15 protein-coding genes are annotated in these 17,058 nt (G+C 57.3%); 8 read left to right on the top strand and 7 right to left on the bottom strand.

Annotation, left to right across the window (positions count from 1 at the left end; genetic code table 11):
- Window positions 1–46 precede the first annotated feature (46 nt).
- Both ACR8BF_RS13315 and ACR8BF_RS13310 read left to right on the top strand, forming a co-directional pair.
- The gene (locus tag ACR8BF_RS13315) at window positions 47–1,141 is read left to right on the top strand and encodes a DUF1615 domain-containing protein (RefSeq protein WP_292990261.1); all 1,095 of its coding nucleotides are present in this window, start codon (window positions 47–49) and stop codon (window positions 1,139–1,141) included.
- Between the two features lie 104 nt (window positions 1,142–1,245).
- Window positions 1,246–1,953 carry a Bax inhibitor-1/YccA family protein gene (locus ACR8BF_RS13310; RefSeq protein WP_434745102.1) on the top strand — a complete coding sequence of 236 codons (708 nt, stop codon included), beginning with the start codon at window positions 1,246–1,248 and terminating at the stop codon, window positions 1,951–1,953.
- Between the two features lie 53 nt (window positions 1,954–2,006).
- Here the strand turns inward: ACR8BF_RS13310 and ACR8BF_RS13305 are convergent, their stop codons facing one another.
- Genes ACR8BF_RS13305 through ACR8BF_RS13295 form a run of 3 tightly spaced genes read right to left on the bottom strand, consistent with a single transcriptional unit; the run spans window position 2,007 to window position 4,974 of the window.
- Window positions 2,007–2,972, bottom strand: coding sequence for a lysylphosphatidylglycerol synthase domain-containing protein (locus ACR8BF_RS13305; RefSeq protein ID WP_179896412.1), 966 nt, complete (start codon window positions 2,970–2,972; stop codon window positions 2,007–2,009).
- Complete coding sequence (gene clsB / locus ACR8BF_RS13300; RefSeq protein ID WP_434745101.1) at window positions 2,972–4,216, bottom strand: cardiolipin synthase ClsB; 1,245 nt, start codon at window positions 4,214–4,216, stop codon at window positions 2,972–2,974. The genes ACR8BF_RS13305 and clsB overlap by 1 nt, the downstream gene beginning before the upstream one ends.
- Window positions 4,213–4,974 (bottom strand): endonuclease/exonuclease/phosphatase family protein, encoded by a 762-nt coding sequence (locus ACR8BF_RS13295; protein ID WP_179896409.1) that lies wholly within the window; start codon window positions 4,972–4,974, stop codon window positions 4,213–4,215. The genes clsB and ACR8BF_RS13295 overlap by 4 nt, the downstream gene beginning before the upstream one ends.
- 179 nt (window positions 4,975–5,153) lie before the next feature.
- On the opposite strand from ACR8BF_RS13295, the gene ACR8BF_RS13290 reads away from it, so the two are divergent.
- The 4 genes from ACR8BF_RS13290 to ACR8BF_RS13275 all read left to right on the top strand — a co-directional run bounded on the left by ACR8BF_RS13290 (window position 5,154) and on the right by ACR8BF_RS13275 (window position 9,360).
- On the top strand, window positions 5,154–5,546 hold the full coding sequence (locus tag ACR8BF_RS13290; RefSeq protein WP_179896407.1) for a YbhQ family protein: 393 nt from the start codon (window positions 5,154–5,156) through the stop codon (window positions 5,544–5,546).
- Between the two features lie 217 nt (window positions 5,547–5,763).
- Window positions 5,764–7,140: an ATP-dependent RNA helicase RhlE gene (gene rhlE / locus ACR8BF_RS13285; RefSeq protein WP_179896405.1), complete on the top strand. Its 1,377-nt coding sequence runs from the start codon at window positions 5,764–5,766 to the stop codon at window positions 7,138–7,140.
- A 2-nt stretch (window positions 7,141–7,142) separates the two neighbouring features.
- Entirely contained in the window at window positions 7,143–8,093 is a 951-nt protein-coding gene (gene dusC, locus ACR8BF_RS13280) for a tRNA dihydrouridine(16) synthase DusC (protein ID WP_314983419.1), read from the top strand.
- Window positions 8,094–8,163: 70 nt separating this feature from the next.
- The gene (locus ACR8BF_RS13275) at window positions 8,164–9,360 is read left to right on the top strand and encodes an MFS transporter (RefSeq protein ID WP_179896401.1); all 1,197 of its coding nucleotides are present in this window, start codon (window positions 8,164–8,166) and stop codon (window positions 9,358–9,360) included.
- Between the two features lie 11 nt (window positions 9,361–9,371).
- On the opposite strand, the gene ACR8BF_RS13270 is transcribed toward ACR8BF_RS13275, so the two are convergent.
- The 4 genes from ACR8BF_RS13270 to ACR8BF_RS13255 form a co-directional block, all read right to left on the bottom strand.
- Window positions 9,372–10,973, bottom strand: coding sequence for an inorganic phosphate transporter (locus tag ACR8BF_RS13270; RefSeq protein ID WP_179896399.1), 1,602 nt, complete (start codon window positions 10,971–10,973; stop codon window positions 9,372–9,374).
- Between the two features lie 187 nt (window positions 10,974–11,160).
- Window positions 11,161–12,282: a L,D-transpeptidase family protein gene (locus ACR8BF_RS13265; RefSeq protein WP_179896397.1), complete on the bottom strand. Its 1,122-nt coding sequence runs from the start codon at window positions 12,280–12,282 to the stop codon at window positions 11,161–11,163.
- Between the two features lie 214 nt (window positions 12,283–12,496).
- Window positions 12,497–14,311, bottom strand: coding sequence for a glycoside hydrolase family 15 protein (locus ACR8BF_RS13260; protein WP_179896396.1), 1,815 nt, complete (start codon window positions 14,309–14,311; stop codon window positions 12,497–12,499).
- Between the two features lie 202 nt (window positions 14,312–14,513).
- A complete protein-coding gene (locus ACR8BF_RS13255) occupies window positions 14,514–15,095 on the bottom strand; it encodes a DedA family protein (protein WP_292990286.1) in 582 nt (193 codons plus the stop codon).
- A gap of 201 nt (window positions 15,096–15,296) precedes the next feature.
- Between ACR8BF_RS13255 and ACR8BF_RS13250 the strand changes: the two genes are divergently transcribed.
- Entirely contained in the window at window positions 15,297–15,884 is a 588-nt protein-coding gene (locus ACR8BF_RS13250; RefSeq protein ID WP_179896392.1) for a Yip1 family protein, read from the top strand.
- A 178-nt stretch (window positions 15,885–16,062) separates the two neighbouring features.
- Entirely contained in the window at window positions 16,063–17,010 is a 948-nt protein-coding gene (gene pbpG, locus ACR8BF_RS13245) for a D-alanyl-D-alanine endopeptidase (protein WP_179896390.1), read from the top strand.
- Window positions 17,011–17,058 lie beyond the last annotated feature (48 nt).

The following is a 17,058-nucleotide window of genomic DNA, read 5'->3' as shown; positions in this document are numbered from 1 at the left end:
CGCTGGCGATGATAGAGTAGCGTTTTGGTTTATTTTAGGGACAGGCATGTCATCCACCCCAATTCTGCAACGTCTGACACTGGTCGCCGCACTGGTACTGGCAGGCTGTAGCAGCAAGAAAACCCCAGAGGCGCCGGTACGGCAGCCTGAAGATGTCAAAGCGCAGATTCAGCGGCTGCTGCCGTCGCACGTCAGCAATAAAACGGCGTGGAGCGACGATATCTACACCACCTTCCGCACGCAGCAGATTGATCCCAGCGCCAGTAACCTCTGCGCGGTGATCGCCGTGGCGGATCAGGAGAGCAACTTCAGCGCCGAGGCTGCGGTGCCAGGCCTGCCAAAAATCGCCTGGGGTGAGATCGATCGCCGTGCGGCAAAAGTGCACGTCCCGGCCTTCCTGGTGCGTACCGCGCTGCAGATAAAATCCCCCACAGGGGAAAGCTACGCGGCACGACTGGACAAAGTGCGCAGTGAAAAAGATCTCAGCGCTATTTTCGATGACCTGATCGACATGGTGCCGATGGGCCAGACCCTGTTTGGTAATCTCAACCCGATCCACACCGGCGGCCCGATGCAGGTCAGCATTGCGTTTGCCGAAGCGCACGCCAAAGGCTATCCGTGGCCGGTCGATGGCACAATCCGCCGCGAGGTATTTACCCGTCACGGCGGGATCTACTTCGGAACGATGCATCTGCTGGGCTACCCGGCTGACTACAGCCAGCCGCTGTATCGCTTTGCCGATTACAATGCGGGCTGGTATGCCAGTCGCAATGCGGCGTTCCAGGCGGCGGTGTCGCGCGCCACCGGTATGAAGCTGGCGCTGGATGGCGATCTGATTCTTTATGGATCGGATGCAGCGGGTGGCACCGAGCTGGCGGTGCGCACGCTGTCGAAGCAGATCGACATGAGCAACAGCGATATTCGCCGCGATCTGGAGAAAGGGGAGAAAGCGTCGTTCAGCGACAGCGAACTCTGGAAACAGGTCTTTACCCTGGCGGATAAAATGGCGGGTCGCAAATTACCGCGTGAAATGCTGCCGGGCATCAAGCTGGAAAGCCCGAAAATTACCCGTAACCTCACCACGGCGTGGTTTGCACAGCGCGTTGACAGCCGTTATCAGCAGTGCCTGTCGCGGCGTTAAGCGGCATGTTGTGGCGCAGTTGAGCTGACCTGTGCCACACTTAGTCTCTGGCATGGCTCCCTGTCGGGAGCGCATCTGTTCATCCGTCTAACAAGAGGTGCATCATGGACCGATATCCACGAAATGATTCCATCGTTCAACCCGCATCTCGCGGTTTACAAGCCTATATGGCACAAGTCTATGGCTGGATGACCTGTGGTCTGTTACTGACCGCGTTTGTCTCCTGGTACGCTGCGCGCACGCCTGCGGTGATGGAGCTGGTGTTTGCCAACCGGATTACCTTCTTCGGGCTGATTATCGCGCAGCTGGCGCTGGTGTTTATCCTGTCAGGTATGGTGCATCGCCTGAGCGGGACCGTAGCAACCGGGCTGTTTATGCTCTATTCGGCGCTCACCGGCATTACCATGGCGAGTATCTTCCTGGTCTACACCTACTCCTCTATTGCCAGCACCTTCTTTGTCACGGCCGGTATGTTTGGCGCGATGAGCTTCTACGGCTACACCACCAAACGGGATCTGAGTCGTTTTGGCAGCCTGCTGTTTATGGCGCTGATTGGTATAGTACTGGCGTCGCTGGTGAACTTCTGGCTGAAAAGCCCGGCGCTGATGTGGGCGATTACCTACATTGGGGTGGTGGTGTTTGTTGGCCTGACCGCGTATGACACGCAGAAGCTGAAAAACATCGGTGAGCAGATCGATGCCCGCGACAAGGAAAACCTGCGTCGCTACTCAATTATGGGTGCACTGACGCTCTATCTCGACTTCATCAACCTGTTCCTGATGCTGCTGCGGATTTTCGGCAACCGCCGCTGAGGCTGAGGAAAGAGTGGGGGAGGCGCACTGTCTGCGCCTCCCCCTTTTTTTATTTACGACTTCTGCAATTTCTGCTCATTCTTGTGACGCAGATGCTTCGCCCGACTCTCCAGCCCCAGATAGAGTACCAGCGCTAACAGCAGCGGCAGGATAAAGTAGAGCACGCGATAGGCCAGCAGCGCCGCAATGATGGTGCCATGCGAGACGTGCTGACCGCTGAGCAGCGCCAGGAAAACCGCTTCCAGTACGCCGATGCCCGCCGGAATATGAATGATCACCCCAGCGATACTGCTGATCAGCAGCACGCCCAGCACCATCGGATAACCGACGTCGCGCCCCAGCAGCAGCCAGATAATCGCTCCCATCACCATCCAGTTGGCACAGGACACCGCAAACTGCAGCAGCGCCATGCGCAATGAGGGAAGCTGCAGCGTCTGGCCTTTCACCGTCCAGCGCCGCTGCTTTGAGAAGGCGCAGGCCCAGAGATAAACCGCGACCAGCACCAGCAGAACCCCGCCAATCAGGCGCAGCGTGGTCTCACCGATAAACCAGCCGCTGGGGATCGAAACCATACCGGCACTGAACACCACGCCCGCCAGCAGAATATAACCCAGCCAGTTGGTGGCGATGCTCAGGGAGAAGATGCGGGTGATCGTGCCGCTGTCGAGGCCAAGCCTGGAGTAGAGCCGGTAGCGCATCGCCACGCCGCCCACCCAGGTGCTCAGCGTCAGGTTGAAGGCGTAACAGATAAACGACACCAGCATCACCTGCCGCTTCGCCAGCTTATGGCCGCAGTAGGCGCGACCAATCAGGTCATAGCAGCCATACACCAGGTAACTCAGCACCACCAGCCCGGCGGCAGTCAATACCACAAAGCGGTCGTAGTTAACGATGACGTCATAAACATCTTCCCAGTTCACTTTACGGGCATAAACCACCAGCAGAACCACGACCGCGATGAAAAACAGCACGGTGAGGATTTTTTTCGCCAGTTGCCAGCGTGGATGTTTTTTTGCCATCAGGATTTTGCTCCCGGGTTGTCAGTTTCAACGCGATCCTGCGTCTCCATTTCAGGCTGTACCGGCGCATCCACCTGGGCCAGTAGCGGTGTATGCGCCGGAAGCCAGCCAGCGATAGCCGGGAAATGGCGCAGGAAGTGGAATACCACCACGCTTTTACTCAGTTGCCACCAGTTGCGTGGCGGTAAGCGATCCTCCTGCACGCGCTGGCAATCATTAGCCAGGAGCACTTCCAGGTTATCACGCAACGTCTGGTTAAACGGCCGATCGTGGATAATCAGATTGGCTTCAAGATTCAGAGAGAGGCTCAGTGGATCGAGATTACTGGAACCGACGGTGGCCCAGTGATCGTCTTTTACGGCGATCTTGCCGTGCAGTGGACGACGGATATATTCGTAAACTTCGACGCCACCATCGACCAGATAGTTGTAGAGCAACTCCGCGCCCACTTTCACTATCGGCATATCCGGCTCGCCCTGAACGATCAAGCGCACCCGGACGCCACGCTGTGCGGCATTACGCATCTCACGCAGCAGCCGGTAGCCAGGAAAGAAGTAGGCGTTGGCAATGATCACATCCCGCTTTGCCTCGCGCAGCATCTCCAGGTAATGCACTTCAATGTCGTCGCGATGCTCGTCGTTATCGCGATAGACATAGAGCACCTGGGCATCACCAGGTTTAGCGTTCACCGCCGGACGATGAGAACGCGATCCCCACCAGCGGCGGGTATGCTGTTCGCTGCCAATCGCCTCTTGCAGATAGCGGGCAATATCTGCGACGACCGGGCCTTTGACCTGCACCGCGTAATCCTGTTTCGCCTCCGGGCCGTAGTCGGTGTTGTGCTCAGCCGAAAAGTTGATGCCGCCAACAAAGGCGACCACATCATCCACCACCACAGTTTTCCGATGCAGACGGCGGAACACGTTGGTGCGCATCCCCATTACCAGCGGACGCGGATCATAATAGATGAAGCGCACGCCCGCGCTGGTCAGGCTGTTCACAAACTTGTCAGAGAGTTCGGCCGATCCATAGCCATCGACCATGATTTCGACCCGCACGCCGCGCTGGGCTGCCGCCAGAAGCTCACGGTGCAGGGCGTTGCCGACGTCATCTTCAAACAGAATAAAGGTTTCGATTAATACCGTGCGTTCTGCCCGCTGGATAGCGCCAAAGACGCGGGGGAAAAACGCCTCACCATTTTCCAGCAACAGCAGCCGGTTGCCTTCCTGCCAGCTAAAATTCATAGGTGAATCTCCACGGCCAGCGGTGCATGGTCGGAAAGATGGGACCAGGGTTTACGCGGCAGCGCCCAGGGATGACTCACGGTGGCGTTACGCACGTAGATGCGATCGAGTCGCAGGATCGGGAAACGCGCCGGGAAAGTGCGCGCCGGGCGTCCGCTCTTCATGCTGAATACCTCTTTCAGGCCTGCGCCCTGTTTCAGGATGGGGTTGGCGCGTCCCTGCCAGTCGTTGAAATCGCCCGCCACCACGACCGGCGCGTCAGGCGGTAGCGAATTGACCATTTCACAGATTTTCTTCATCTGCGCGTGACGATGCGCCTCTTTCAACCCCAGATGCACACAGATGACATGCAGCGTGCCGTGCGGCTCAGGCAGGGCGATCTGGCAATGCAGCATCCCGCGGTTTTCACTGCCCGCCACCGAGATATCCCGGTTTTCATGTTCGGCGATTGGAAAGCGCGACAGCACCGCATTGCCGTGATGTCCCTCCGGATAGACCGCATTGCGCCCATAGGCGAAATCGTTCCATATGGTGTCGGCCAGAAACTCATAATGAGGAGACTCGGGCCACTCCTCATGGTTAAGGGAGTGGATGGCATGCGTGCCCATCACCTCCTGTAAAAAGACCACATCCGCCTCTGTTGCGCGAACAGCGTCGCGTAATTCGGGCAGGATGAAGCGGCGATTAAAAGGGGCGAAACCCTTGTGTGTATTGATCGTCAGGACTTTTATTGAAAATCCTTGCTTGTTTTGTGGCATACTCGCGACGCACTCCTTTTCATCATCAATAGAATCAAAGTGTAGTCTTTGTCACAAACGGGTGGTGAAAGAGGGCAATAATTAGGGCGTTATCCGAAAATTGTTTTACATTGAGGAAATCGTTTCCGGCTTGTGCCGGTAGCACTTGGGCGACCTGTTGGGTCTGCCAGGAGAACTGAATGAAATGGTCTAATCGTATTCAAATCATCACGGGTCAGACGTTAATGCATATCGCTATGCATCTGCTGGTGATCGCTGCGTTGATCTGGGGCTGGAAGCACAAAGCTCTGGTTGATGTCTGCAGCACGCTGGTGGCGATGTATGCACTGGTTTTTGTTGCCATGCTGGTAACACAGCGCATTCCCCGTTTACGCACTCTCGGCGATTATCTTGAAGAAGCGACCACCACTTACTACTTTGGCGCCGCCATGATGACACTGTTCCTGGTGTCACGGATTTACCACAACAACCTGCTGCTGGCGTGTCTCGGCGTAGTGATGTTGCTGGGTCCGGCGCTGGTCTCGCTGCTGGTAAAAGAGCCACCGCGGCGAATCGAAAACAAACGTAGTTAAGTTGAAGGCCACCGGAAGGTGGCCTTCCTGTTTTCAGGCGGTTAAGTTGTGTCACGAAATGTGAGCTATCTCGCACACTGCCTTTAAAGCTGATACACTCGCCCGCTTACGCATCGTAGTTTGTGCCCTTTTCACGCGTCAGCCCCAACTGGCGTCACTATCCCTCTGAAAACTACACCGTGATTCACGGCCAGAGCGGACCGGAGTAAAACACTTAATGTCTTTTGACTCTCTCGGCCTGAGTGCCGATATTTTGCGCGCTGTTGCCGAACAAGGCTACAGCGAACCTACACCTATCCAGCGCCAGGCGATTCCTGTTGTGCTGGCAGGCCGCGATCTGCTGGCGAGTGCCCAGACCGGCACCGGCAAAACGGCCGGCTTTACTTTACCGCTGCTACAGAAACTCTCTGCCACTGCCACGCCAATTCGCGGTCGTCGTCCGGTGCGCGCCCTGATCCTGACCCCAACCCGTGAACTCGCGGCGCAGGTCGGCGAAAACGTCAGCGACTACAGCAAATACCTCTCGCTGCGTTCGATGGTGGTGTTTGGTGGTGTCAGCATCAATCCACAGATGGTCAAGCTGCGTGGCGGCGTTGATATCCTGGTCGCAACACCTGGCCGCCTGCTGGATCTGGCGCAACAGAATGCCGTTGACCTGTCACAGGTCGAAATTCTGGTGCTGGATGAAGCGGACCGTATGCTGGATATGGGCTTTATCCATGACATCCGTCGCGTACTGGCGCGCCTGCCGGCGAAACGTCAGAATCTGCTGTTCTCTGCCACCTTCTCTGATGAGATCAAAGGTCTGGCTGAAAAACTGCTGACCAACCCGGAAATGATTGAAGTGGCTCGCCGCAACACCGCCTCCGAGCAGGTCGCGCAGCAGGTGGCTTTCGTTGATAAGAAGCGCAAGCGTGAACTGTTGTCGCAGCTGATTGGCGAAGGTAACTGGCAGCAGGTGCTGGTTTTCACCCGTACCAAACACGGCGCGAACCACCTTGCCGAGCAACTGGGCAAAGATGGCATCAGCGCCGCAGCCATTCATGGCAACAAGAGCCAGGGTGCACGTACCCGTGCGCTGGCCGACTTTAAGTCAGGCGGCATTCGCGTGCTGGTTGCGACCGATATCGCGGCCCGTGGCCTGGATATCGAAGAGCTGCCACATGTCGTGAACTACGAGCTGCCTAACGTCGCCGAAGATTATGTTCACCGTATTGGCCGTACCGGTCGTGCAGCGGCGACCGGTGTCGCACTGTCGCTGGTCTGCGTCGATGAGCATAAACTGCTGCGTGATATCGAGCGTCTGCTGAAGCGTGAAATCCCGCGTCTGGCCGTTGAGGGTTATGAACCCGATCCGAGCATCAAAGCGGAGCCGATCATCAACGGTCGTCAGCAGCAGTCTCGCGGCGGTGCAGGTGGTGGCGGCGGCCGTGGTCGCAGCCAGGGCGGTCAGGGTGCGGGCGCATCGCGCGCTTCTTCATCCGGCGAAAAGCGTCCTCAGGCGCGTCGTCAGAGCCAGGCCGCACCGCAGGGCGATAGGCCTGCAGCCCGTCCGCGTCGTCCGGCAGCAGCGAAGCGCACCGGAAACGTCTGAGTATGAGGGTTTTACTGGCACCGATGGAGGGCGTGCTGGATTCACTGGTACGCCAGCTGTTATCGGAAGTGAACGACTACGATCTCTGCATCACTGAGTTTTTGCGCGTGGTCGATCAACTGCTACCGGTAAAATCCTTCTACCGTCTCTGCCCCGAACTGCATAACGCCAGTCGCACGCCTTCAGGCACGCGGGTGCGTATGCAGCTGCTGGGGCAGCACCCCGAATGGTTAGCTGAGAACGCCGCACGCGCGGTGGAACTGGGCTCCTGGGGTGTTGATCTCAACTGTGGTTGTCCTTCTAAGCTGGTCAACGGCAGCGGAGGCGGCGCAACGCTTCTTAAAGATCCCGATCTGATTTATCGCGGCGCGAAAGCGATGCGTGAAGCCGTGCCTGCGGATTTGCCGGTGACGGTGAAAGTGCGACTCGGCTGGGATTCCAGCGCCCGCAGTCTGGAGATTGCCGATGCGGTTCAGCAGGCGGGTGCCAGCGAACTGACGGTGCATGGACGAACCAAAGAAGAGGGCTATCGTGCAGAGGCGATTAACTGGCAGGCGATTGGCGAGATTCGTCAGCGTCTGCGCATTCCGGTGATTGCTAACGGCGAGATATGGGACTGGCAAAGTGCGCAAAACTGTATGGCGGTCACCGGCTGCGATGCGGTGATGATTGGCCGTGGCGCACTGAACATCCCCAACCTGAGCCGGGTCGTGAAATATAACGAACCGCCAATGGCCTGGCCGGATGTGGTGCGGTTATTGCAGAAATACAGCCGGCTGGAAAAGCAGGGTGATACTGGCCTCTATCATGTGGCGCGTATCAAACAGTGGCTGGGTTATCTGCGCAAAGCTTATGGCGAAGCCGAGGGCTTATTCAGTGAAATCCGCGCGTTAAAAAACTCGGGTGACATCGCGCAGGCGATTGATCGTCACGCGATGGTTCATGGTTTGTGATAAAAAATCAGGCGACCCCTTAGCGACCTGACGGTATAGTGGGCAAAATTTCTCATACTCTTTGCGTGCTATGTCTGACACCGCTGTATTGAGCAACAGCCAGCTCAACAAACGAATCCTCTCAGTTGTCATCTTCACTTTCTTCTGCTATCTCTCCGTCGGCCTGCCGCTGGCCGTACTGCCGGGCTTCGTCAAAAATCATCTTGGCTTCAGCTCCTTCATCGCCGGGCTGATTATCAGCATTCAATATTTTGCGACACTGCTCAGTCGTCCGCAGTCGGGCCGTCTTGCCGATCGCTTTGGGCCAAAACGGGTGGTGATGCTGGGACTGCTCTGCTGCGGCATGAGCGGGGTGCTGACTATCGTGGCTGCATTGTTGAGCAGCTGGCCCTGGCTGAGTCTGGCGCTGCTGGCTATCGGGCGGCTGTTTCTTGGGGTCGGTGAGAGCTTCAGCAGCACCGGCTCCACGCTGTGGGGTATGAATATCGTCGGGCCGTTGCAGACCGCGCGCGTGATCTCCTGGAACGGTGTCGCCACCTATCTGGCGATGGCCGTCGGTGCGCCGCTGGGCGTGCTGCTCAACAGTGAATTTGGCATCAGCGGATTTGCCGGGCTGATTGCGCTGATGGGCGTGGCTGGCTATCTGATGGCCAGCCGCAAACCGGCGGTGACGGTCAGCGTGGGTGAGCGCATTCCGTTTCACCGCGTCTTCTCCCGCGTCTGGCTCTATGGCTTGGCGCTGGGCTTCGGCACGATCGGCTTTGGCGTTATCGCGACCTTTATCACTCTCTATTTTGCCAGCCGTGACTGGCAGGGCGCGGCCTATGCGCTGACGCTGTTCAGCCTGGGGTTTGTGCTGGTGCGGCTGGGGTTTGGTCGCTTCATTACCCGCTTTGGCGGATTGCGCGTATCACTCTTCTCTTTCCTGCTGGAGTGTCTGGGACTGCTGATTATATGGCAGGCGGACAGTGCCTGGCTGGTGGGCGTGGGCGCATTCCTGACCGGGAGCGGCTTTTCGCTGGTCTTTCCGGCACTGGGTGTTGAGGCAGTAAAAAGGGTTGAGCGTCAGGATCAGGGCTCGGCGCTGGGTACCTATTCCGCCTTTCTCGATCTGGGGCTGGGCTTAACCGGCCCGGTGGCGGGGCTGTTTATCGGACACTGGGGGATGCAGTCGGTCTATCTGGCTGCCGCGATAATGGTGCTGGGCGCGCTGCTGATCACGCTGCGACTCTATGGGCAGCAGCGGCTCACCCCTGAGAGAGGGTGAGCCGCTGAGTATCAGAAATGGGTAAACAGCCAGTAGAGCAGGGCGGAAAGCAGAATAGAGACTGGCAGCGTTAATATCCAGGCGACAGCCAGATTACGCAGGGTCGAAAACTGCAGGCCGGATCGGTTGGCCGCCATCGTGCCCGCTACGCCGGACGACAGCACATGGGTGGTCGACACCGGCAGGCCAAAGCCATCGGCCGCGCCAATGGTCATCATTGCCACCAGTTCGGCGCTGGCACCCTGCGCATAGCTCAGATGGGTTTTGCCGATCCGTTCTCCCACCGTCACCACAATCCTGCGCCAGCCCACCATCGTGCCAAGTCCCAGCGCAATCGCCACCACCACTTTCACCCACATCGGAATAAAGCGGGTGGCGCTGTCGAGTTCTGTTTTCACTGCTTTCAGGTTGCGTTCGGTCTCCTGCGGCAGGGTGACCTTTGCATTCTGAAGATGCTTGATCGACTCTGAAGCCAGATACATCTGGTTGCGGGTGTTGGTCACCGCCTGAGCAGGAATATTATCCATGGAGCCGTAACGGCGAATCTGATCGCCCACCTCGGTGAGCGTCCTCGCCAGCGCTGGTAACACATCGGCGTTCATGTTGTTGCTGCCGACAAAGCCGGTCAGCACGTCGCGAGCCGCCGGAGGATGCGCCGTTGCCGGTTGCAGTTGCAGCAGCTGATGTGCGGTGACTTCGGTCAGCGCGGCCACGCGTGGGATCTGATCGGCAGGCAGCGATCGATTCAGGGCGTAGGCGATCGGCATGGTGCCGACCAGGATCAGCATAATCAGCCCCATGCCTTTCTGCCCGTCGTTAGAGCCGTGCGCAAATGAGACGCCGGTACAGGTCAGGATCAGCAGGCCTCGAATCCAGACCGGTGGCGGCTGGTCACTCTTCGGTGCCTGATAAAGCTGGCGATTGCGGATAAAAATCTTCATTACCCACAGCAGCAGCCCGGCGCAGACAAAACCGACCACCGGTGACAGTAGCAGGGCATAACCCACCTTCAGTGCCTGATCCCAGTCTACGCCGCTCAGTCCGCTGCGCCCATGCAGCATGGCGTTAGCCACCCCGACGCCGATAATTGAACCAATCAGAGTATGTGACGACGACGACGGCAGGCCGAAATACCAGGTGCCGAGATTCCAGATAATGGCGGAGAAAAGCAACGCATAGACCATGGCGAAGCCGTTGCCGCTGCTGGCCTGCAGGATCAGCTCGACCGGCAGCAGTGAGATAATGCCAAATGCGACCACGCCGCTGGAGAGCAGCACACCCATAAAGTTACAGAAACCGGACCAGACCACCGCGACGCCGGGCGTCAGCGAATGGGTGTAGATCACCGTGGCGACCGCATTGGCGGTATCGTGGAAACCATTGACGAACTCAAAGCCGAGCGCAATAAGCAGCGCCAGTCCCAGCAGAAAGAACGGCAGATAGCTGGTGACCGGAGTATTGGTCTGTTCAACGTCATTGACCAGGTTGAGGCCGGCGAAGGCCAGACCGGCGGCCAGGAGAATGAAAAACAGCGGCTTACTGAAGCGACTGCCTTTGCCGTTGAAATCAGGGCGTCCCTGGGCTGATGAGGAAGAGAGACTGTTTTCGCTCATGGTGTACCTCACGTGGCTGATGCCGGATGCTGATTTGCATCGGGTTAACGCAGTGTGATACGCGCTTTATATGACAGATTAATGATCGTCATGCGGGGAAGGATGGCGGAAATGTTCGCTAATTTGCCTTAATGCAGGCAATAAAAAAGCCAGCGACAGGCGCTGGCTTCAGAGGGCAGGGCGACGGTTACGAGCTGGTGTTCGCCGCTGCTGCAGGCGCTGCGGGCGTTACCGGCGCTGCGGGTGCGGCTGGCTCAGTGGCCGGCTGCTGGGGCTGCGTGGCATCACTGCTTGCACCCTGTGGCGTGATCGGCGTCATTGGCTCTTCCTGAGGCGCAGCCTGTGAGTTTTCCGGCACCGGAACAGGCGCGGTCTGGATGTTATTCTCCACACCATTCACTTTTACGGGCATACCAGTACGGTTCTGAATCGCGGCGTTAACCTGATCCTGATTCACGCTGGCATCAACCACAATTTTGCTCACGGCCTGAGTCAGTGTAATCGGCACCAGCTCACGTGAATTGAACTGCTCTTCGGTGGTGGACAGTGGGTTATGCACTTCTACATAACGTGAACCGTCTGGCTCCACGGTCGCTTTCACGGGCTGATCAACGAACTGTACGCGCGTACCAACCGGCACGTTCTGATACAGCCATTTGATATCGTCAGCACGCAGGCGCACACAGCCATGACTCACGCGCAGGCCGATACCGAAGTTGGCGTTGGTGCCGTGAATCGCATAGAGACGACCAATGTAGAGCGCGTAGAGGCCCATCGGGTTATCCGGGCCTGCCGGGAACACCGCTGGCAGCGTCTCACCGCGTGCCGCGTAATCCGCATGCATGCCTTTGGTTGGCGTCCAGGTGGGGCCATCTTTTTTACGTTCTACCGCAGTAGTCCAGCTGATCGGGGTATCTTTACCCAGCTCACCGATACCAATCGGCAGAACCACGACGGTTTTGCTGCCTTTCGGGTAGTAGTAAAGACGCATCTCCGCGCTGTTAATCACAATGCCTTCACGCGGTGCGTCAGGGAGGATCAGCTGCTGTGGGATGATCATTTTGCTGCCAGCCTTAGGCAGATAAACGTCAACGCCCGGATTGGCTTCCAGCATATTGCTGAGGCCCATCTGGTACTGCGCCGCAAAAGCTTCCAGCGGCAGTTTGCTGTCTTCAGGAACAGTAATTTCGATATTTTCCCCGATCAGACGGCTGTTAGCCGGCGGTAACGGGTAAACCACAGCAAAGGCTGACTGGCTGAAGGCCGCCAGAGCCAGTGCGATTGAAGCGAAAGCGCGAATTATTTTCATATTTTACAATTCTTTATCGCCATATTTCAGGCTGTTCAGTGTGTCGAATTCATGCTGGCCAATGTGACCTGCTGCGCATTATATGTTCATTAAACTGACGTTGTGAATCGGGATTTTAACCTGCCTGCAATACTTTACGTAAATTCACCGCGGATGTTATCGCATTTCAGGAAAGCAGGAGCGTAAAAATGGGGCTTTCCGGGGTTGCCACTGACTAAGGCTGCCACTGCGTCTGTTCGCCGCTGAGTTTACGATTCAGGAAAAAGGCGGCACTGATCAACGCCAGATGCGTCAGCGCCTGCGGCGTATTGCCCAGCGCATGGCCGTGGCTGTCGAACTCCTCGGCATAGAGACCCAGCGGATTGGCGTAGCTCAGCAGCTTCTCAAATTCAAAATGCGCTTCCTGAATCCGGCCTGCGCGTGCCAGACACTCGACATACCAGAAGGAGCAGGCGCCAAAAGAGCCTTCCGATCCTTTCAGGCCATCGGCGGGTGTTTCATGTGTATTGTAGCGCCGCACCATACCGTCGCTGACGAGGTTGGTTTTAATCGCATCCAGCGTGGCAATCCAGTCCGGGTCGGTGGCGCCGACGAAGCGGACCAGCGGCATCAGCAGCATGGAGGCGTCGAGATGTTCGCCATGCCGTGTTGCAGAGAAGTGGCCGCGCTCGCTGTTCCAGAAGTTAGCCCAGATATCTTCGCGGATCTCGCGGCGCGCCCGATCCCAGCGCTCATAAGGCATTGGCAGAGATCGCTTCATGCCAAGACGCAGCGCGCGATCCATCGCCACCCAGCACATCAGACGCGAATGCAGAAAATGCTCCGGTTCGCCGCGCATCTCCCAGATACCCGCATCGGGCTGATCCCAGTTTTCACTCAGCCAGTCGATCATTTTGACCACATGTTCCCAGCCGCGCTGGGAGATGGCCTCGCCATATTTATTGGCCAGATAGACCGCATCCATCAGCTCGCCATAGATATCGAGCTGCGTCTGCTCCCAGGCGCCATTGCCGATACGTACCGGGCGGGAGTCAGCGTAGCCGGAGAGATTCAGCAGCTCCATTTCATGCAGCTCAGTGCCGCTGTCCAGCCGGTACATTACCTGCAGACGCATCTCTTCGTGATGGCTGTTTTCAACGCAGCGACCCACCCAGTGGGTAAAGTGTTTGGCTTCATCGATGTAGCCAAGCCGCATCAGAGCATACATGCTGAAAGAGGCGTCGCGTATCCAGGAGGCGCGATAGTCCCAGTTGCGCTCGCCGCCCAGCTCTTCAGGCAGGCCAAAGGTTGCCGCCGCCGCAATGGAGCCGTGCTGATGCGAGGTCAGCAGCTTCAGGACCAGCGCCGAACGCTGCACCATCTCGCGCCAGCGTCCCTGATAAGTACTGTGGGCGCTCCAGCGTCGCCAGTAGTTCACGGTCTCTTCAAAGCAGTGTTCGGTGGCCAGCGCTTCGATATGCGCATCATCCACGCTGCCAAATTCAAACTGCGCATGTTCGCCGGGCTGTAAGGTGAAGTGGGCGGTTGCGCTCTCCTCTTCCAGCGTCATGACCACGGAGGCGGCGAGGCGCAGTGATGGCTGGCCCTCAGCATGAAAATCGATACAACCTTTATTCACTTCGGCACGGGTCTGCGCGCGGGCATAGTCGTGGCGGGGTGAGCAACGCATCTGGAAGGTCGCGCTGCCGCGGACCATTTTGACCCGCCGGATCAGGCGCGGCTGTTTGTCTGTATCATCACAAATCGGCATGTAGTCGGTGATTTCCGCCACGCCTTCATCATCCAGCCAGCGCGTCTGCAGGATGTTGGTATCGGGCAGGTAGAGTTGCTGACGTCGCGCATTGGGCCAGTCTGGGGCCAGGGAGAAAAGTCCGGCTTCATCGCTGTCGAGCAGCGCGGCAAAAACCGACGGGCTGTCGAGTTCGGGCCAGCAGAGATAATCAATGGTGCCGTCATTGGCGATCAGCGCACAGGTACGCAAATCACCGATGACGCCGTGATCTTCAATCTTACGTTTTACCTTACTCATCCTCATCTCCCTGTCAGTGTCCATGCTAACTATAGCTGAGCTATTCGATGCGGCTTCGTTTGGGCACAGATGGTTAACGCGGGGTTTAATGAGAAAGGAAAGAGGAGGAGGGAGCGTGAGACGCACCGAATCGGCAGCAGAGTCGCCGGGCTCTGATCAGCACCCGGCGACCTGTGCGTCAACGGACGAATCCGCTGTTCATTTATTGCTGATCGGCACGTCGGTTGTGCCAGCGGCGGATCACCCAGCGTAGCACAAAGGCGAAAACTACCGCGCCGACCAGCCACAGAAGGTGCTTCAGATGCTGGTCAAGCTTGTGCAACCACGGTGCGATGATGCCGCCCGCGAAATAGCCCAGTGTCACAAAAATCACCGACCAGATAGCCGCGCCAATGACGTTAAGAATAAAAAACTTCATTGGGTTGAGGCGGCTGGAACCAATAATGATTGGACCAATCAGCCTAAAGCCATACATAAAGCGCACGCCGATTACAAACAGGCTGGGACGGCGTTTAATCAGGCGGTTCGCTTTCACCACTTTATCCTGATGCTTTTTAAAGCGGCGCAGGATACGCGTGCCCCAGCGGCGGCCGACCCAGTAGAGCAGCTGATCGCCGACAATACCGCCGCCCATCGCAGCCAGCACAACGCCAACGTAATGCAGCAGCCCCTCATGCGCGGCAACGCCGCCCAGTAACGTAAATGTCTCCCCCTCGGCAATACAGCCAATAAAAAGTGCAAGATAACCGTACTGCGTAATTAATGCGTTAATATCCAGATGCAAAATGACTCTCCCTGTTCGGTGATGGTTCCCCAAGTCTATACGCGATTTGGCTTCGCTTCCGCCCGCGCATCACGTCTGTTTATTTATGCTGTTTTTTTGTCCGGTCACCACGAAAATTTTACTGCCGCTTATACTTGAAGAGACGCTGCCCCAAAGACGTATGCAGCACCGGGCGGCCCATCGCATCAGAGGAGTGACTGTATGAACCATGTCTGGGGACTTCTGGCGCATCCGAATCAGGAAATGCGCCATATCAAGCAAGAGAATGAGAGCGTCTCGCACCATTACACCCACCATGTTCTGCTGATGGCGGCGATCCCGGTGATCTGCGCCTTTATCGGTACAACTCAGCTGGGCTGGAATCTGGGCGAGGGGCAATATGTGCAACTTAACCTGGCGACCGGGATCGGGCTGGGCATTCTGTTCTATATGATTATTCTGGGTGGCGTTGCAGTGATGGGACGCGTCATTCACTGGATGGCACGTGATTATCCGCAGCGTCCCGGCGTACAGCGCTGTACGGTATTTGCAGGCTATGTGGCCACGCCGCTGTTTCTCAGCGGGCTGGTAGCGCTTTATCCACTGGTCTGGCTCTGCGTGCTGGCAGGCGCGCTGGCGCTGCTCTATACCGGCTATTTGCTTTATATTGGCATTCCCCTGTTTCTGAATATTGACCGTGAAGAGAGCCTGCGCTTTTCCGGTTCTACGCTTGCCATCGGCGTGCTGGTATTTGAAGTGTTACTGGCACTCACCGTGGTGCTGTGGGGATATGGACCGCATCTGTTTTGATTGACCGCTGCCGCCGCTCTGGCGGCAGTTCTCTTTTTACGCCCGGAAACAATCTCACCAGGAAATCTCTTAACCTTACGGGTATGATACCGCTGCCAGCCCGCGCTCCGACGTCACTGAAGCGGGCGGCCTGTGTCGGTCTGACACAGTACACCTTCATAACCGGGTTTTTTCTACGATGCCTGCAAAAATTCGTTCCACCCTGCTTTCGCTGGCGCTGCTCGTTTCAGGGCAGATTGTTTCACTTCCGGCGCAGGCGACCACGTCACTGTCGCAACTTGCGCCGATTGCTCAGCCGCAGATCGCGTCTGGCAGTGCGATGATTGTCGATCTCACGACCAATAAAGTGCTCTTCTCCAGCCACCCGGATCGGGTCAGACCGATTGCGTCAATCACTAAGCTGATGACCGCGATGGTGGTGCTGGATGCGCATCAGCCGATGAACGAAATGATCAACGTCGATGTCAGCCAGACGCCGGAAATGCGTGGCGTTTTCTCGCGCGTGAAGCTCAATAGCCAGATCAGCCGCCGTAATATGATGCTGCTGGCGCTGATGTCCTCAGAAAACCGCGCTGCCGCCAGCCTGGCTCACGCCTATCCGGGGGGGTACAACGCGTTTATCCGGGCGATGAACGCCAAAGCACGTTCTCTGGGTATGAAACAGACCCGCTATGTCGAGCCAACCGGCCTGTCGACACAGAACGTCTCCAGCGCGCAGGACCTGATTAAGTTGCTTAAAGAGACGCGGGAATATCCGATACTTGGCGCGCTCAGCACCACGAAAGAAGAGACGGCGGTTTTTGCCCATCCGAGCTATGCGCTGCCGTTCCGCAACACTAACCATCTGGTCTATAAAAATGACTGGCACATCCAGCTGACCAAAACCGGTTACACCGACGAGGCAGGCCACTGCCTGGTGATGCGCACCATGATTAACAATCGTCCGGTGGCGCTGGTCGTTCTGGATGCGTTTGGCAAATATACTCACTTCGCCGACGCCAACCGTCTGCGCAGCTGGATTGAGACCGGCAAAGCGGCTCCGGTGCCTGCCGCCGCGCTGGCTTATAAGAAACAGAAGTCGGGTCAGGTCGCCAGTAATGGTGCCGGCAGTGCCGACGTCGAGTAGACATTAGCCAGTGTCGCGCGCTGCGTGCGCTGGCGTTACCTGCTGGCT

This window comes from Candidatus Pantoea rara (assembly GCF_051136265.1).
GTDB classification, from domain to species: Bacteria; Pseudomonadota; Gammaproteobacteria; order Enterobacterales; family Enterobacteriaceae; genus Pantoea; species Pantoea rara.
This window is presented reverse-complemented; position numbering and strand designations above follow the sequence as displayed.

Bases quoted from the DNA above. Each gene is read 5' to 3' on its own strand.
- dusC (WP_314983419.1), top strand. From the start codon at position 7,143: ATGAGGGTTTTACTGGCACCGATGGAGGGCGTGCTGGATTCACTGGTA.
- pbpG (WP_179896390.1), top strand. From the start codon at position 16,063: ATGCCTGCAAAAATTCGTTCCACCCTGCTTTCGCTGGCGCTGCTCGTT.
- ACR8BF_RS13260 (WP_179896396.1), bottom strand. From the start codon at position 14,311: ATGAGTAAGGTAAAACGTAAGATTGAAGATCACGGCGTCATCGGTGAT.
- clsB (WP_434745101.1), bottom strand. From the start codon at position 4,216: ATGAATTTTAGCTGGCAGGAAGGCAACCGGCTGCTGTTGCTGGAAAAT.
- rhlE (WP_179896405.1), top strand. From the start codon at position 5,764: ATGTCTTTTGACTCTCTCGGCCTGAGTGCCGATATTTTGCGCGCTGTT.
- ACR8BF_RS13290 (WP_179896407.1), top strand. From the start codon at position 5,154: ATGAAATGGTCTAATCGTATTCAAATCATCACGGGTCAGACGTTAATG.
- ACR8BF_RS13295 (WP_179896409.1), bottom strand. From the start codon at position 4,974: ATGCCACAAAACAAGCAAGGATTTTCAATAAAAGTCCTGACGATCAAT.
- ACR8BF_RS13275 (WP_179896401.1), top strand. From the start codon at position 8,164: ATGTCTGACACCGCTGTATTGAGCAACAGCCAGCTCAACAAACGAATC.
- ACR8BF_RS13315 (WP_292990261.1), top strand. From the start codon at position 47: ATGTCATCCACCCCAATTCTGCAACGTCTGACACTGGTCGCCGCACTG.
- ACR8BF_RS13305 (WP_179896412.1), bottom strand. From the start codon at position 2,972: ATGGCAAAAAAACATCCACGCTGGCAACTGGCGAAAAAAATCCTCACC.
- ACR8BF_RS13310 (WP_434745102.1), top strand. From the start codon at position 1,246: ATGGACCGATATCCACGAAATGATTCCATCGTTCAACCCGCATCTCGC.
- ACR8BF_RS13265 (WP_179896397.1), bottom strand. From the start codon at position 12,282: ATGAAAATAATTCGCGCTTTCGCTTCAATCGCACTGGCTCTGGCGGCC.
- ACR8BF_RS13250 (WP_179896392.1), top strand. From the start codon at position 15,297: ATGAACCATGTCTGGGGACTTCTGGCGCATCCGAATCAGGAAATGCGC.
- ACR8BF_RS13270 (WP_179896399.1), bottom strand. From the start codon at position 10,973: ATGAGCGAAAACAGTCTCTCTTCCTCATCAGCCCAGGGACGCCCTGAT.